Here is a 14,568-nt window from a genome sequence, read left to right on the forward strand (position 1 = left end):
CCGGCGCGGGGCCGTCCTCCGGGAGCCTCCGCGCCGGCTCCGGACCGGGCCGACGAGCGGGTAGCAGGCGGCGGACCAGGTACGAGACGCAGTACGGCACCCCCCGAGCGCACCGAACGATCCTTATGTTCGTCGATATTTTTGCCACCAGGTGGGCGCCACTCGCCCCTCCCGTGATGGAGCCCACATGCGCGCTTCGCTCCGCGCCGCTCGCGACCGAGCTCAAGGTGTCGGTCCGCACGATCTACCGGGACGTGGTCGCGCTCGGCACCGCCGGCATCCCCGTCCACGCCGACCCGACCGGCTACCGGTTGGTGGACGGCTACCGGACCCACCTGACCGGGCTCACCGCGGACGAGGCCCGGGGGCTGGTGCTGGCCGGGCTGCCCGGCGCCGCCGCGGATCTCGGGCTGGCGGAGGCGGTGGCCGCCGCGCAGCTGAAGCTGACCGCCGCGCTGCCGGAGACGCTGCGGGAACGGGCGACCCGGATGCGGCAGCGGTTCCACCTCGACACCCCCGGCTGGTACCACGACGGGGACAACTCCGAGCACCTCGCCGCGGTGGCCGACGCCGTGTGGCGGCAACAGGCCGTCGCCGTGCGGTACGAGACCTGGACCCGGCTCGTGGACCGCCGGCTCGACCCGTACGGGCTGGTCCTCAAGGCCGGCAAGTGGTATCTGGTGGCAGCCCGACGGCTGGTTCCTGGCTCGGCTGCCGATCGAGTCGGACAGCCACGCCGAGGCGGAGTTCCTGCGGCTAGGCGCGCACGTCGAGGTGCTCGAGCCGGCGTCACTGCGGGAGCGGTTGGCGGCCACCGTGGCGGCCCTGGCGAGCCTGTACGCCGACGCTGGCGAGCCGGGTCCGCACCGACGAGCGGTGTAGGCCACCGAACGGCAGGCGGCGAAGGCCGTTCGCGCGCGGCCCGCCCGCCCACCCCTGGCGCCGAATCCACGGGACACCCCGCCGGGGCGTGACCCGATAAGCTCCGCGATCAGAGCGGACGTTGAGAACGGCCGGAACGGGGATGTGCGCTCCGGTCGCCGATTCACGAGGCTCGACCCTTGCCGTGCCCATCGCGACCGCCGTGGGGGACCCCGCCGCATGGAACCGCAGCCCCGCCCGTTTTCGCCGGGCCAGCCGCAGCCCTACGTCCCCCCACCGACCCACACCGTCCCGCAGAGCGCGCCGGTGGCGCCGGTGGCGCCGGTCGCGCCGGTCGCGCCGGTCGCGCCGGTCCCGGACGGGCCGGTGGCGTGGAGCGCGGCGGGGCCGGCCGCGACCCGGATGGCGGGGGCCACCGGGCACGCTGTCGGCATCGCCGGGCGGCAGACGCTGCGCGGCGTCAAGGCGGTCGGTAGCGGAATCGGGCGCTTCTTCGTCGGCGCCGGGTATTTCTTCCGCGGCGGGAAACTCTTCGTCACCACGCCCAGCCTGTGGGCGCTCGCGCTGTTGCCCGTCGCGCTGACCAGCCTGGCCCTGCTGGGGCTGCACGAGGCCACCGCGACGCTGGCCGGACGTCTCAGCGACTGGCTGCTCGGGCTCGTGTCCGGCTGGCCCGACGCCGTGCTGTGGCTCCTCGACCAGGTGCTGCGGATCGCCGCCAACCTACTGTTCCACCTGGCGATCACCGCGCTCACCGTGCCGCTGACCATGCTGTTCGGCGCGGCGTTCTTCCCGCTGCTGACCCGCAGCGTGATCCGGCGCAGCGGCGGGACGAACCGGGACGCACCGCCCTGGTACCGCTCGGCGGCCGTCTGCCTGCGCCAGGCCCTCATCATCACCGTGGTCCTGGACGTCGGCTGGCTGATCATCCTGCCGCTGCTGTGGATCCCCGGCGTGAACCTGGCCGCCGCTCTCGCGGGTGGGCTGCTGTTCAACGGATTCCTGGTCGGCTCGCTGGTGTTCGCCGTGCCGCTGCACCACCACGGCGTCCGCGGCGCCGGCGAACAACTACGCTTCGCCTGGCGGAACCTCAGCTTCACCCTCGGCTTCGGCGTGACCAGCCTCTGCGCGCTGATCCCGCCGGTACTGTCGCTGCGGATGCTCGCGCTGCTACCGATCAGTCCGGTGCTCGCCGCGCCGGGCGTCGGCCTGTACCTGCTGACCGCGCCCTCCGCCCTGGTCGGCGCGGTTCTGTTGCACCGCCGGATCGACGCGGCCGGCGACGCCCGGCTGGCCTCGCAGGCGCCACGGCCGGCCCTGGATCACGCGAGCTGAACCTGCCTCAGGCCTGCATCCGGTTGGCCAGGCCCGACTCGCGCAGGCGGCGGCGCTGCCCGTCGGCCACGATGATCTCCACGACGATCAGGATGAAGGAGACAGCCGCCAGCAGGCCCAGCGCGCCGGTCGCCGACATCCGCCATGCGACGGGGACGAGTGCGGCCAGCACCAGTACGGCGGTCACCCGGGTCCAGATGATCGTCCTGATCGTGTGGGCGATCCGCAGCTGGTAGGCGACGTTGGCCAGGAGGAAGAGGGCTATTCCCCCGTAGAGGCCGAAGAGACCGATCGCGGAGAGCGGTTCGCCGGGGTGACGTCCTTCGATGCGGCCGACGTTCTTGACCAGCTCGCGTATCCCGAGGGCCGGCAGGAGGATGCCGGCGACCATGGGCAGGTGCAGGTAGCTGTAGGCGTCCCGGGCGAGGGCGAATCTCGTCTTCGGGTCGGCCCGCTCGAGGACCTGCTCACCGATGAGCGCCACCACGTCGAAGTAGGCCCAGAGCACTGCCCCCGTGACGGTCATGGCCAGCAGGACGGCGAGCACGAGCCGCCAGCTGATCGACACGTCGGAGCTGGACGTTCCGATCGAGATGATGTTCTCGCCCACGGCCACGATCAGGATCAACCCGTACCGCTCGCACCAGTGCCGGGCGGAGAAGATACCGATCTCCCAGACGGGCAACGTGAAGCTACCCACGTAGTCCACGAGCACGGCCAGCAGCCAGAGGAGGGTCACGGTGGTGTAGACCTGTCGCTGGTCGGTGAGGAGCCGGTGCGGCACGAGCGCGGCGCAGAGGAGCAGGGCGGTGCTGGCGACCATCGGCACCGCAGGCACCAGGACGTGCCGGGCCAGGCGCTGGGCCGAGACGGCGTACGCGTACAGCGCCAGGTGCAGCGACCGCACGAGGAAGTAGCAGGCGGGGAAGAGGAGCGGGCCGTACAGTCCGCCGGGCCGGTCGGTGAACACGACGAGGGTCGACAGCGCCATCACGAAGGTGATCCCGGTGACCACGAACAGCCCGAACCGCATCACCCCGAAGCTGGCCTGCAGGTTGTTGCTCAGCCACGCGAAGGCGCCCCAGGACCACCAGAGCAGGGCCAGCACGAGCATCCCGCGAAGCACGCCCTGCGGGGTGTAGTCGCTCACGATCAGCGCGCCGAGCTGGACGAAGGCAAAGACGAAGACCAGGTCGAAGAAGAGCTCCTCGGTGGCCGCGCGGGTGCCCTCGCGTACCCGCCGCCTGCCGAACAGGCTACTGACGGCGTCATTCAGGTATACGCGTACGGGCTTGCGCCCTGTGGTCCTCCCCCTGTCACCTCCGCCCGCCGATCGGTCCTCCGTCACCGCGCCAGTCTGACAGGACGCCCGGCCCGTAATGGCCCGTTTCTTAGCGGATAGCCGGATTCTGTGCGGGTCCGACGCCCCACACCCTCACGCTCTACGCCGCGGCGACCACGCGGTCGCCACTGGGCCTTCCCGATGACGACTTCCGGGCGGCAACGCGGTGGCCTACCGCGCCCCTCCGGACCTCTCGCGCTGCGGCAGCACGGTGTACCTGGGATCGGCCGCGGAAGCTGCGGCGAGGCCGGTCGCCCCGAACGGGTACGGCAGCTCCCGGTACGCCTCGTGCCACCCGGAGACGGCGGTGTTGGCGATCAGGGCTCCGGTGCAGGTGGTGATCGCGGGGGCGACGGCCGTGGCGGCCAACCCGCTCCGGCGGGCCAGCGACCCGACGGGTTCCGCCCCGCGGCGCGGCAGCAGGCTCGCCGCTGCGGCAGCTGATTGCCGACCGGTTCGGCGGCCCGGACGCGGTCCTGGTGGTCGACGAGAGCTACTTCTCGATCACGGCGACCACGCTCGACGGCCGCGTCCTGCGCTCCCGCAGCGTCCGCGGGATCGAGCAGGAGGTGTACGCCCTACTCACGGCCTACCAGGCCCTCATCTGCACAGCCGGGGACGCAACCTCCACCCAGCCGGGCCTGGACATGGACCGACTCAGTTGCACGATCCTCATCGGCGCCGCCGTCGACACCATCACCGACAGCGGAATCCTTCCCGACGGCCCAGCCGACCTCCTCGGCACGATAGGCAAACCGCGCTAGTCCTTTTGAACAGTCACCCACTCTTTCGGGGATTGACACCGATCCAAGCTGTGCGATGCTGACACCACGAGGGCGCTCCTTAGTAGAGCAGACGAACCAACTGGTGTATCAACCGTGATCCTCCTGCTCAGGAGCACCTCGCTCACTCGACACGCCCGAACCCAAGCCGAGTACCGGTGGATTCAGGCTGAGACGGAAAGGCACGCATGACCACGACGGACGTCGGCGAGCAGAACGCCGGCTACATGTTCGACAACGCCACCGACGAGGCCCCGCACCAACTGCGTCACCTCAGTGAGATCCTCGACGCCGGTACCCGCCGGACCCTGGTCGAGCTGGGTGTCGGGCCCGGGTGGAAGGTCACCGACATCGGGGCCGGGGCGGGCACGCTGACCGCCTGGCTGTCCGACCAGGTCGCCCCGGGCGGGCACGTCACCGCCGTGGACCTCGACCCCCGCCACATCACCGCCGGCCCCCACGTCACCGTGCGGGCCGGCGACATCCGGCGCCTGCGGCTGGAGGGATCACAGCAGGCCATCGTGGCCCGGCTGGTGCTGATGCACATACCCGAACGCGAGCAGGTCCTCGCGGACCTGGTGGAGGCCCTCGCCCCGGGCGGGGCGCTCGTCGTCGCGGACTGGGACTGCACCTGGCGCGACATGATCCGCCGCAGCCCCAGCCCCCGCGCCACCCGGCTGCTCGAGCAGTTCCAGGACGCTCTGCTGTCCTTCGGCGAGTCACGGGGCGCGGACATGGGGTGGGCCAAGCGGGCGCCGGAGGCGATGCTGCGTCTGGGCCTGGACAACGTCGACAGCCGCGTCGAGTCCCGGTCGTGGCGCGGCGGCACCGGCATCTGCCTGCTGCACCGCTCCAACTCGATCCAGCGGGAGTCGGAACTGCTCGCCGCCGGCATGACCCCCGAGGATCTGGCCGAGTTGCGGCAGGTGCTGATGGATCCTGATCTGATGCTGTCGGGCTACCTGATGCATACCACCGTCGGCCGCCGCCCTACCCAGACCTGACCCCCGCCGTACGACGGGAAGAGGAGTGCCGTGGGCCTGCCCGGGCTTGTCAACGCCTACACGATCACCGCGCTCGACGGTGTCGCGTAGGGTTGCTGCTGTTCACCGTCGCCGCCGGCCTCACGCTGATCTTCGGTGTGGCCTGGGCGGTCACGATGGCCCACGGCACCTTTTACCTTGCCAGCCTGCGGAACTGGGCGGGCTGCAGCCCGGTGAACGGGAAGATCCACTCCTAACGGACCGCCGAGATCACCTGCACCCCGGCACGATCCACCGTAGACCGACCAGCGAGTTACGCGACGTCCCATATGCAAGATCCGCGTGAAGCGGGTTGGCGGTGGCCGACCGCGGACTCGCCCGGACCGGGTTCTCGCGGAAAAGGCGTGCACCAGCAATGGCAACCATGATCAATGGCTATGACCTTCACCAAAAAATCGGCCTAGCGGTGCAGGTGCCGGCTGATGCTGCGCAGCTTCTCGGCGGTTTCCTCCAGCTCGCGCTCCGGGGTGGACTGTTCGATGATGCCGGCGCCTGCGCGCAGCCAGGTCCGGCCCTCCTGCTGGAAGACCGACCGCAGGACCAGGGCCGCGTCCATCGAGCCGTCCGCGTCGATGGTGAGGACCGCCCCGCTGTACAGGCCACGCGGCGCGTTCTCAAGCCGTTCGATGGCCTCACACGCGGCGGCTTTCGGCACACCGGAGGCGGTGATCGCCGGGAAGAGCACGGCGAGCGCGTGCCAGGCGTTGCGACCGCTGTTCAGCGTGGCGCTGAGCCGCGACGCGAGGTGCTGCACGCTGCCCCGTTCCTTCACGTCCATGAAGTCGTCGACCTGCACGGTGCCGGGCACGGCCAGCGAGGTGAGCTCGTCGAACGCGAGCTTCACACTGATCGCGTGTTCGAAGACCTCCTTGGCGTCGGCCTGCAGCTCTGCCCGGAGCGCCGTGTCGAGCAACGGGTCGCCATGCCGGGCCCGGGTACCCGCCAGCGGCTGCGTGGAGACGCTGCCGGCGGCGGTCACCTCGACCACCGTCTCGGGGCTGAAGCCCGCGCACCGCAGGCCGCCGAGGTCCAGCAGGTACGAGCGGGCAGGGGTGTTGGCGCGGCGTCCCGCCTCGTACGTGGCGACCAGGTCGACGTCGCCGTCGACCGGCACGAGCCGGGACAGGATCACCTTCTGGTACCGCCGGGCCCGGATCTCCTCGACCGCGCTGGCCACCGCTTTCCGGTAGAAGTCGGCGTCGTGATCGGGATCGGGCGGCGGCAGCGGCGTGGCACCGCACGGAACCGCCCTCGTTGCGGCGTCCACTGCGGACGTGAGCAGGAGCAGGTCTGCCGCGTCGACCGTCCGCACGTCGATGGCGTCGAGGGAGATCCGCACCTCCCGGGCGGGGACCATGAGATGTAGGAGCGGCCCACGGGCCGCCGCCGAGTCCCCGTGCAGCAGCTGGCCGAGTCCGAATCCGGCCCAGCCGTACGCTTGCGCGCCGCCGATCGGGCAACGGCTGAGCGCGTCCGCCACGGTCTGCAAAGGGTCCGCGCCGACGGCGCGTACCGACCAGCCATCGGCGTCGCGAACCCGCAGCGTGTCGGCGTATAACACCAGCTCGTACGCGGATCCGGACGCCAGGGACCAGGTGCCGTTGTTCTCGTAGAGGACGTACGGGCCCGACGTCGCCCGGGCTAGCTCGGTGGCCAGTCGCAGCGGGTCACCGGCGCCGACCATGCGACCCGAGTAGTACGGACTGCTGAGCTTTCGGTCGTCTTCCAACAACCCAGGACGATCCACCCGGACGGCCTCCTTCGACGGGCGGTCTCCTGTGGACGACTACCAGGGCGCCGCGGCTCGCGCTCACATCATCAGCGGCACTGATGACGCGTGTCAATCAACTGGGAGCGTGGAGGGCCGTTCAAGCTTGAATTTTGTGGACGAGGGTAATCCATTGTGGCTCGATACGGTGTGGAGATGTGGCGAGGGCGCCCTCTGAGCTGGGATGATCGGGTTTGTCTATGACTGCGGGTGACCTACAACTACCCGCAGGCCGGCCACGGCCCGAAGTGGCACTGGGCCACCGAGTCGTACGCCGACCGGCTCGACCCGGGCCTGCCACTGCCGGGCGCGCGGGAGAGGGGTGCGGCGTCTGATCGCCGCACCCCCACTCGACTCGCGAGCCCCTGCGGGCCCGTTCCGCCGCCGCGCCTGGCTCAGCCCTGCCGAAGCTCGCCCGTGGCTCCCTGCGCCTGCCGCTGTACCTGCTGAGCAGCCGACTTGGCCTGCCCCTGGACGGCGGACGCGCCGTGTACGGCAGTGGATCCCACCGACTGGGCCGCGTGCTTCGCAGGTTCGCGTAGGTTGTCCCGCATCTGGTGGCCGACCTGGCTGGCCTGCTCGCGCAGTTCGCCAGAATGCTGACGGGCCGTTTGCTTGGCCTGGCCGGCCCACTGCCGCTCGGGGCGGCTGGGCGGGATCAGCGCGGAGACCAGCAGCCCGGCGCCGAAGGCGATCAGGCCTGCCGCCAGCGGGTTACCCTGAGCCTGCTGCTCGAGTTCGCGCGCCTGGGCGCGCATCGATCCCGCGGCGGACGACATGTGCTGGCCGGCGCCGTGTCCGTCCGTTGGTGTGCCCATCATCTTCTCCTTGACTCGGGTGAGCGCCCCGCGGGCCTGACCGACACGGTCGCTGGCGATCCGCCGTGGGTCGACCTTGTCGGTCAGCGCGTCGACATCGCTGATCAACTCGCTGCGGGTGTGCTCGATCTGCTGCCGAATCCGGTCCGGATCGGTCGACATCTCTGCTCCCTTCCGGCTCGTTCACCGGCCGCGCAGGGCATCCGGTATCTGCCGCGCGGTCTGTTGCGTCCGGGGCAGCACCGCACGGAACTGCCGCAGCTTCGTCCGCCCGACCGCGAGGAGGACGGCGGCGACGATCGCCCACACCGCCGCCACGATGAGTGCCGCCCAGCTCTGGTCCATCACGTTGGAAAGACCCCACCAGGCCGCGTACGACACGAACAGGACGGTCAGGAAACCCGCGAGGGCCGCACCGGCGAACATGCCGCCGGCCTTGCCGGCCTGGCTCGCCTCCTCCCGCAGTTCCGCCCTGGCCAGCTCGATTTCCTGGCGGACCAGTGTCGACAGGTCACGGGTCACGTCACCCAGCAGTTCACCGACCGAGTGGGTGCGTTCCTTCTCCGGGGCGCTCACGGTGTCACCCCACCCGGGATGTCCGTCTCCCGCCGGCCGTCCGGCGACACGTTCTGCGCCCGCGCCGCCCCGATGTAGGGGCCTTCGCCCGTGTACCGAGCCTCGGTCGCTCCCTGGGATGCCTGCGGGCCGGTCGGTTGGCCCGGCTGCGCGGTCTGGGCCGCCTGCTCGCTCGGCCGCTTCCCGTTACCGGAAGTCAGGTTCCGGGTGAGCCGACCGACCAGCACTCCGGCCACCGCCGCACCAGCGAGAAACATCCCCGGGTGCTGGCGGGCGTACCCGCGCACGTCGTCCATCATCTCGCCGGGTTCACGCGCGTCGAGCCAACCGGCGGCCCGGTCCGCGGCCGTCGCCGCCCGCCGGACAGCCTCACCGGCCAGCCCGCTGTCCCCGCCACGATCGGCCATGGAACCGAGCTCCCGGCCGAGACCGCGCAACCCCTCAGCGGCCCGATGCTGCTGTGTCCGCGCCTGGTCGCGCAGCTGCGAGGTGGCCTCCCCGGTCAGGTGCCGCGCCTCCTGCCGCGCCTGCGCGGCCACCTGCCGGCCCTGCTCGGCGGCAGTGTGACCGACCAGGCCACCCGCCTGCGCCGTCTGCTGACCCACCTGGGACGCCGCCTGGCGGGCCTGCTCTGTGGTGCCGCCCGGCGGTCTGCTCTGGTTGATCGCCGTCATCGCGCGCTCCTCTCCTCGGCTCCCGGCCACGATGCAGCCCGGAACAACACCCGCGTACCCCCACCGCCTCACCACATTCGTGAGCCGGGGCCCGCAGGGAGAGTGATCGCCGGGCGCGACGACGATTACCGGATCGCCCTGACCCGGCGTCCCGTGCGCCGGATTATTCGCCTTTCGCCAGAATCGCGCCTTCCTTGCGTTTGGCCTTGCACAGGGTCAGGACGTCGATTCGCAGTACGTCCGCTGATGGGGTGATCATGCTGGGCAGGGAACCGGCGCCGACCGTCACCCTGTGCCGGGCGCCAACTGCCGGACCTAGGCCCACTCCGCCGTGCGCGGCCTGGGTATCGCCGGGCCAGCCAGCCGCCAACCGCCTCCGCCTGTGATAATCCGGTTACGCCCGAGGCGTTCCCGAAGGTCATGGATGACAACGCCCACTGCGGCGATCGTGGCGGGCCGGTCATGCGGTGGCAACGACGACCAGATCCACCTCCTGCTGCGCGGCACTCCCCGCGCCTCGACGAGTATCCGCAGCACGGCGAACCCCTGTGGGCCGAGCCGGATGGGCCGAGCCGGCCCGTCGAGGACGTACCGATGCTCGACATCGAGTCGCAGGCCGCCGAACGACAGCACGTCGGTGCCGTCGACCGGTTCCGGCGCGATCGGGTCCCGCATCCACCAGCCGTCCGCCCCGGTGAGAATGCGTGCGGCACCGATCTTCTTACGGATGTTGGCGATCACCACGCCGATCTGGGCGGTCGTCGGCGGCCGGTACCCGCGCGGCATGGCGGCCCAGATCGCCTCCCGGCTGAGGGGTGTTCCCCGCGCCGTGATCAGGACGGCCAGCACGGCGACCTGCTGGCCACTGAGCATGACCGCGCTCGACTCGGCGTGCAGTCGGACCATGCCGGTGGACGTCTGCAACTCCACCCCGGCGTAGCACAGCGGGGCATCCAGCACGGGTATGGACAACTGGCGCCGACCGGTGCTGGTCCGTGGGCGCCGTCCTTGACGGCACTGAGGGATTGCCGACAGCCCAGCGCCTGCCGCCGGAGAGGCGTTCTCAGCCGGGGGCCAGCCGGCCGAACAGCGGACCATGGCTTGATCAACCATCATCAAGAACCTCACCATCTGGCTGGCCGGCGGCCACTACCCCAGCCGGGCAGCCCGAACCTCAGTCCGTACTTCTGAACCAGGCCCTTCGGCGGCGGGGTGCGCCGGGAGGTCGTCGGAGGCGTGCCGTGGACGCCGGACGTCTCCGGTCAGGCCGGCGATCGACCGGCTGGCACGCCGCTCGGACGGCACCCGGGGTGGGGTCGGCGGAGCCCGACCCCACCCCGGTCCCGGACCCGGCTCCGGGGTCCGGGCGTCGGGATGCGCGCCCCCTCTGCGTCGTGCCCGGCGCGCATCCCATGACCCACCTCCCGCTACTTTCCTGACCCGGCGAGGACGCCCTGCACGAAGTAGCGCTGGAAGGCGAAGAAGACCACCAGCGGGATGAGCATGGACAGGAACGCGCCGGGACCGATCGTGTCGAGGTTGGACGAGAACGACCGCATCTGCTCCCGCAGGGCGTAGGTGATCGGGGCGTTGTCGGATGTCGCGAAGACGAGCGAGACCAGCAGGTCGTTCCAGACCCACAGGAACTGGAAGATGGCCAGCGAGGCGATGGCCGGCCAGCCGATCGGCAGCACCACACGGGCGAAGATGAGCACCTCCCGGGCGCCGTCCATGCGGGCCGCCTCGAGCAGGTCGCGCGGTATGTTCAGGAAGAAGTTCCGCAACAGGAAGATCGCGAACGGCAACCCGAAGGCCACGTGGAAGGCGACCACCGCCGAGATCTCGCCGTAGATGCCGAGGGTCCGGAAGATCCGCGCGTCCGGCACGATCGCCACCTGGACCGGCACGACGATCAACGCGACGACCAGCACGAACAGCCAGTCCCGGCCGGGAAAGTCCAACCAGGCCAGAGCGTACGCGCCGAGCGCGCCGAGCAGGACCACGAGCAGGGTCGACGGAACGGTGATCAGCACCGTGTTCCACAGCGATTCGACGATCCGCTCGTTCTGCAGCACCTGGGCGTAGTTGTCGAGGGTCAGCTGGGCCGGTGCGGTGAAGACCGTCCACCAGCCGGTGGCGCTGTTGTCGGCGCTGCTACGCAGGCTCGCCACGGCCAGACCGAAGGTCGGCAGTAGCCAGAAGGCGCCGATCAGGACCACCAGCAGCCGCAGTAGCGCCTTGCCGAACCGCATCATGAACCGGGTCCAGGGCCCCGGTCGCGGCCGGCCGCCCCGCGCGGTACCGGCGGGCACCAGTTCCAGCGCCGTGTCGGTGGTGGCGTGGCTCATCAGCTATTCCTCCTCAGGCGCCGGATGTTGAACAGCATCGCGGGAAGCACCAGGGCGAACAGCAGGACCGCGAGGGCGCTGCCGAGCCCGTAGTCCAGGCCGCCGCCGAAGGAGACCCGGTACATTTCCAGGGCGACCACGGTCGCGTCGTCCTGGGACGACTCGGGTGCGAGCACGTAGACGAGGTCGAAGATTTTCAGGACGTTGATGGTCAGGGTGACCAGCACCACGACGAGCACGGGCCGGACCAGCGGCACGGTCACGTGCCGGAAGGTCTGCCACTCGTTCGCGCCGTCCATCCGAGCCGCTTCGAGTGCCTCCCGGGGCAGGGCGGCCAGACCGGCCGACACCAGCACCATGGCGAAGCCGGCCCAGATCCAGATGTACGCCCCGATGACCGCGGGCGTGATGAGTGACGGCCCGAGCCAGGTGACGCCGTTGAACGGCTCGGTGAAGTTGTCGGCGGGCAGCCGGATGACATAGGGGCCGGAGGTGAGTTCGGGGAACGCGAACCGCCCGGCGGCGTCGGTCCGGGCGGTGGCGACCACGGTGCCCCCGTCGGCCACCGCCTCGACGGTCATCTGGGGCAACCCGACCTCGCCGGTGTCGACGATCCCCGCCCGGCCGCCACCGCCGCGGGTGAAGTCGAGCCACACCACCCCCTGCAGTCCGGGGCCGCCGGCGGGTGCCGTGGCCGGCTCGGCGTCGGTCGGGATCCGGTCCGGCGGCAGTCCCACGAGGGCTAGGTGGACGGGTTCACCCGGTTTCACCGGCCCTCTGGAGTCGAAGCCACCGTTCGTCGGCACCAGCTCGCCCTGTTCCCGAGCATCGACGCCGTAGTAGCGCGACGGGGGCGCAAAGGCGTCGTGCACCGACACGACGGCCGCGTTGAGCACGCCGCGGTCCGGGTTCTCGTCGTAGACCAGCCGGAAGGTGACACCGGCGGCCAGGAACGAGATGGCCATCGGCATGAACAGGACGGCCTTGAGCACGGCCGCCCGGCGCAGTCGCTCGGTCAACACCGCGAAGATCAGCCCAAGGGTGGTGGCCACGGCAGGTGCCACGATCACCCAGACGAGGTTGTTCACGATGGCTCGTCGGGTGTTCGACGAGGTGAACATCGCGACGTAGTTGTCGAAGCCGACGAACTTCGATCCGTCGCCGTTGCGGAAGCTGAGCCACAGCGTGTAGACGATGGGATAGCAGACCAGCACCAGCAGCAGCACGAGGGCGGGGCCGAGGAAGAGCGCGACCATCAGTCGGGTCTCCCGCGACCGTCTGCGGGCCGCGGTCCCGGCGGTGGTCTGTGGGCCGCCGGGGGCGTCCCGGCGGCCCGGGCCACCGGCGACATGCCGTGGGCCGTCGGGGCCGCCGGGGCCGTCGGCCACGCTCGCCCGGCCCGTTGTTGTCTGGGCAGGGAGCGGACGGGTGCCCTGGGCCGGGTCGGGCGTGAGCGTCATCAGTTGCCTCCGAAGTCCTTCTTCGCGGCGGTCTCAAGCTGCTGGGCCAATGCCTGCGGGGCGATCGGCTTGGCGAGGAAGTCCTGCAGCAGCACCCAGAGGTGGGCGCTGGTGCCACCGCCGAACGTCTGCGGCGTGAGGTCCGACAGGTCGAAACGCAGCGATTCGGCCTGCACCACCGCCTCGGCGAGCTGCCGGGTGGTGTCGTCCGGGTACGTCGCGATGTCCAGTCCCGAGTTCGCCGAGATGAACCCGCCCTTGGCCGCCATGATCTTCGCCGCCTCGGGCGAGGCGAGGAAGGCCATCAGGGCGTTCGCCTCCGGCGTGTCCTTGAAGGCGACCGCCTGGTCGCCCGCGGTCACCACCGCCGGCTTCGAGCCGTCGACCGACGGCCAGTTGAAGAACTTCGCTGACTCGCCGACCTTCAACTCACCCAGTTTGTTGATCTCCGAGGCGACGAAGTCGCCCTCGAACAGCATCGCTCCCTTCGGCGACTTGCCGAACACGTCGGCGATCGCCTGGGTGAAGGCGGTCTGCGTCGGGCTGCCCGCCAGGAAGCGCGGCGTACGCCAGTAGTCGGCCAGCAGGGTCAGCGTCTTGACCACGCTGGGGTCGGTCCAGGGGATCTCGTGCTTGGCCAGCTTGTCGTACATTTCCGGGCCGGCGACCCGCAGGTAGGTGTTCTCGAACCAGTCGGTCAGCACCCACCCGTCGCCGCCGGCGGCGACCATGGGCGTCACCCCGGAGTCGGCGAGCGCGGTGGAGACCCTCTTCAGCTCGTCCCAGGTCTTCGGCGGCTGCACCCCGGCGTCGGCGAAGCTGTCGACCCGGTACCAGATCACCGACTTGTTGGCCACCTTGAAGTAGACGCCGTAGAGCTGCCCGTTCACGGTGCCCAGTTCCTGCCAGGCAGAGCTGTAGTTGTCCTTGATCGCGGCGGCCGCGTCACCGGTCAGCGGTTTGACCGCGCCCCGCTTCACGAACTCGGCCACCACCCCGGGCTGCGAGATCAACGCGACATCCGGCGGCGAACCCCCAGCGATCCGGCTGTTGAGCAGCACCGGCAGATCGTTGCCACCGGAGGTGTACTTCACCGTCGCGCCGGTCTTCGCGGCGAAGGCATCCAGCACCGCCTGGAAGTTCGCCTGCTCGGCACCGGACCACGTGGCCGCCACCTCGACCGTCTTGCCGGCGAGGTTCGCGTCCGGCGAGGTGGGCGCCGGGCTGTCATCGCCGCCGCATCCTGCGGCGGTGGCGAGGACCGCCGTCGCCACCGCGAGCGGTACCCATCGTCGTACCATGGACCCTCCTGAATCTGGTCTGCGGATCGGGACTGGACCGGGGCGGGCGACAAGCCGGCGCCCGCCCCGCGTTCGGAGTCGACCGCGGTTGAGTGGCAGCTCAACCGCGGTCGACGGACGGACGCCGACCCAGGTTCCGGATCGGCGGTCGGACCGCCTCGCCGTCCTATGTGGTCGGTGCTAATCAATCACATCGCGTTAACCGGTCGGTGATTGCGCCGAGTCTTCAACACCGTCGC

General features: G+C 70.5%; 14 protein-coding genes and 1 pseudogene. 4 read left to right on the forward strand and 11 right to left on the reverse strand.

Translation table 11 applies throughout. The annotated features are described in order from the left end of the window. Window positions 1–176 precede the first annotated feature (176 nt). Window positions 177–974, forward strand: a complete 798-nt coding sequence (locus tag JD77_RS35310; RefSeq protein ID WP_425463553.1) for a helix-turn-helix transcriptional regulator — start codon at window positions 177–179, stop codon at window positions 972–974. 127 nt (window positions 975–1,101) lie between these two features. Further along, the gene (locus JD77_RS00550; protein ID WP_281292071.1) at window positions 1,102–2,217 is read left to right on the forward strand and encodes an EI24 domain-containing protein; all 1,116 of its coding nucleotides are present in this window, start codon (window positions 1,102–1,104) and stop codon (window positions 2,215–2,217) included. A 7-nt stretch (window positions 2,218–2,224) separates the two neighbouring features. Here JD77_RS00550 and JD77_RS00555 read toward each other — a convergent pair whose 3' ends face one another. Next, entirely contained in the window at window positions 2,225–3,565 is a 1,341-nt protein-coding gene (locus tag JD77_RS00555; RefSeq protein WP_170286332.1) for a low temperature requirement protein A, read from the reverse strand. Window positions 3,566–3,730: 165 nt separating this feature from the next. Continuing rightward, the gene (locus JD77_RS00560; RefSeq protein ID WP_145772570.1) at window positions 3,731–3,928 is read right to left on the reverse strand and encodes a hypothetical protein; all 198 of its coding nucleotides are present in this window, start codon (window positions 3,926–3,928) and stop codon (window positions 3,731–3,733) included. A 110-nt stretch (window positions 3,929–4,038) separates the two neighbouring features. Here JD77_RS00560 and JD77_RS00565 point away from each other — a divergent pair, with 110 nt between their 5' ends. Further along, on the forward strand, window positions 4,039–4,323 hold the full coding sequence (locus JD77_RS00565) for a hypothetical protein (RefSeq protein WP_145772571.1): 285 nt from the start codon (window positions 4,039–4,041) through the stop codon (window positions 4,321–4,323). 206 nt (window positions 4,324–4,529) lie between these two features. Continuing rightward, on the forward strand, window positions 4,530–5,345 hold the full coding sequence (locus JD77_RS00570) for a class I SAM-dependent methyltransferase (protein WP_145772572.1): 816 nt from the start codon (window positions 4,530–4,532) through the stop codon (window positions 5,343–5,345). A 175-nt stretch (window positions 5,346–5,520) separates the two neighbouring features. Here JD77_RS00570 and JD77_RS00580 read toward each other — a convergent pair. The 9 genes and pseudogenes from JD77_RS00580 to JD77_RS00620 all read right to left on the reverse strand — a co-directional run. Next, a pseudogene (locus JD77_RS00580) lies at window positions 5,521–5,604 on the reverse strand (IS5/IS1182 family transposase); the annotation flags it as partial. A gap of 180 nt (window positions 5,605–5,784) precedes the next feature. Then, the gene (locus JD77_RS00585; protein WP_211372449.1) at window positions 5,785–7,131 is read right to left on the reverse strand and encodes a salicylate synthase; all 1,347 of its coding nucleotides are present in this window, start codon (window positions 7,129–7,131) and stop codon (window positions 5,785–5,787) included. 416 nt (window positions 7,132–7,547) lie between these two features. Continuing rightward, window positions 7,548–8,132 carry a DUF3618 domain-containing protein gene (locus JD77_RS00590; RefSeq protein WP_145772573.1) on the reverse strand — a complete coding sequence of 195 codons (585 nt, stop codon included), beginning with the start codon at window positions 8,130–8,132 and terminating at the stop codon, window positions 7,548–7,550. A 21-nt stretch (window positions 8,133–8,153) separates the two neighbouring features. Further along, a complete protein-coding gene (locus JD77_RS00595) occupies window positions 8,154–8,546 on the reverse strand; it encodes a phage holin family protein (protein ID WP_145772574.1) in 393 nt (130 codons plus the stop codon). Next, window positions 8,543–9,220: a hypothetical protein gene (locus JD77_RS00600; protein ID WP_145772575.1), complete on the reverse strand. Its 678-nt coding sequence runs from the start codon at window positions 9,218–9,220 to the stop codon at window positions 8,543–8,545. The genes JD77_RS00595 and JD77_RS00600 overlap by 4 nt, the downstream gene beginning before the upstream one ends. A gap of 315 nt (window positions 9,221–9,535) precedes the next feature. Then, on the reverse strand, window positions 9,536–10,192 hold the full coding sequence (locus JD77_RS00605; RefSeq protein ID WP_170286333.1) for a hypothetical protein: 657 nt from the start codon (window positions 10,190–10,192) through the stop codon (window positions 9,536–9,538). A gap of 455 nt (window positions 10,193–10,647) precedes the next feature. Then, window positions 10,648–11,568: a carbohydrate ABC transporter permease gene (locus JD77_RS00610; protein ID WP_145772577.1), complete on the reverse strand. Its 921-nt coding sequence runs from the start codon at window positions 11,566–11,568 to the stop codon at window positions 10,648–10,650. After that, window positions 11,568–13,028 (reverse strand): ABC transporter permease subunit, encoded by a 1,461-nt coding sequence (locus JD77_RS00615; RefSeq protein WP_246140469.1) that lies wholly within the window; start codon window positions 13,026–13,028, stop codon window positions 11,568–11,570. The genes JD77_RS00610 and JD77_RS00615 overlap by 1 nt, the downstream gene beginning before the upstream one ends. Continuing rightward, window positions 13,028–14,329, reverse strand: a complete 1,302-nt coding sequence (locus tag JD77_RS00620) for an ABC transporter substrate-binding protein (RefSeq protein ID WP_145772578.1) — start codon at window positions 14,327–14,329, stop codon at window positions 13,028–13,030. The genes JD77_RS00615 and JD77_RS00620 overlap by 1 nt, the downstream gene beginning before the upstream one ends. Window positions 14,330–14,568 lie beyond the last annotated feature (239 nt).

This window comes from Micromonospora olivasterospora (assembly GCF_007830265.1).
GTDB classification, from domain to species: domain Bacteria; phylum Actinomycetota; class Actinomycetes; order Mycobacteriales; family Micromonosporaceae; genus Micromonospora; species Micromonospora olivasterospora.